The 527-nt window shown below is 63.6% G+C and carries 1 protein-coding gene; it reads right to left on the bottom strand.

The window, feature by feature from the left end:
* Nucleotides 1–212: 212 nt before the first annotated feature.
* The coding region (locus tag AC4FQ5_RS20150) for a hypothetical protein (RefSeq protein ID WP_491146519.1) at nt 213–527 on the bottom strand (315 nt) is incomplete at its 5' end.

The raw sequence follows: 527 nt of genomic DNA, 5'->3' as shown, positions 1-527 counted from the left end.
ACGGGTCGCCGCCGGATGGTCGCGCCCGATGACCGGCAAATCCAAGAGATAGGTCAACCGGCCGGGGCGCTCGATACGGCGGAGAGAGCTCCCGTAGCGACGGCGAGCCTGCGCCTGGAAGGTAACGATCCACGCGATATCGCTCCCCCTCCAGGGTCTCAACGCACGCATCGGGTCCTCAATGAGTGCATTCCGAGGCCCCTGACAATTTGTCATGGAGCCCAAGAGCGTACTGGCGTGGCTGCCGCGGCGGGAGCGGCCACCGCGCCAGAGGTCACGAGTGTCGGTGCGCCGAACGCTGAAGACGGCTTCCCCTTGGGAGCCTCGTGGAACTGAACGCCTTCTCGAAGGATGGCATCGCGCGACGGGGCTGGCAGCATCTCGGGGTCGTTGAACAGGTCGGCGAGCTCCTTCTGTGCGAGCGCGGGATAGCCGGCCACGTCGTACATGATGGCCTTTTCTAGCTTCGACAAGGCGTCCTCAAGCTTCTTGATGACCACTGTAGGTGGAGCGTTGAGTTTGATTGG

The sequence above is a fragment of the Chryseobacterium sp. DT-167 genome (genome assembly GCF_058310155.1).
The sequence above is the reverse complement of the archived record's forward strand: the minus strand, read 5'-3'. Positions and strand labels throughout refer to the sequence as shown.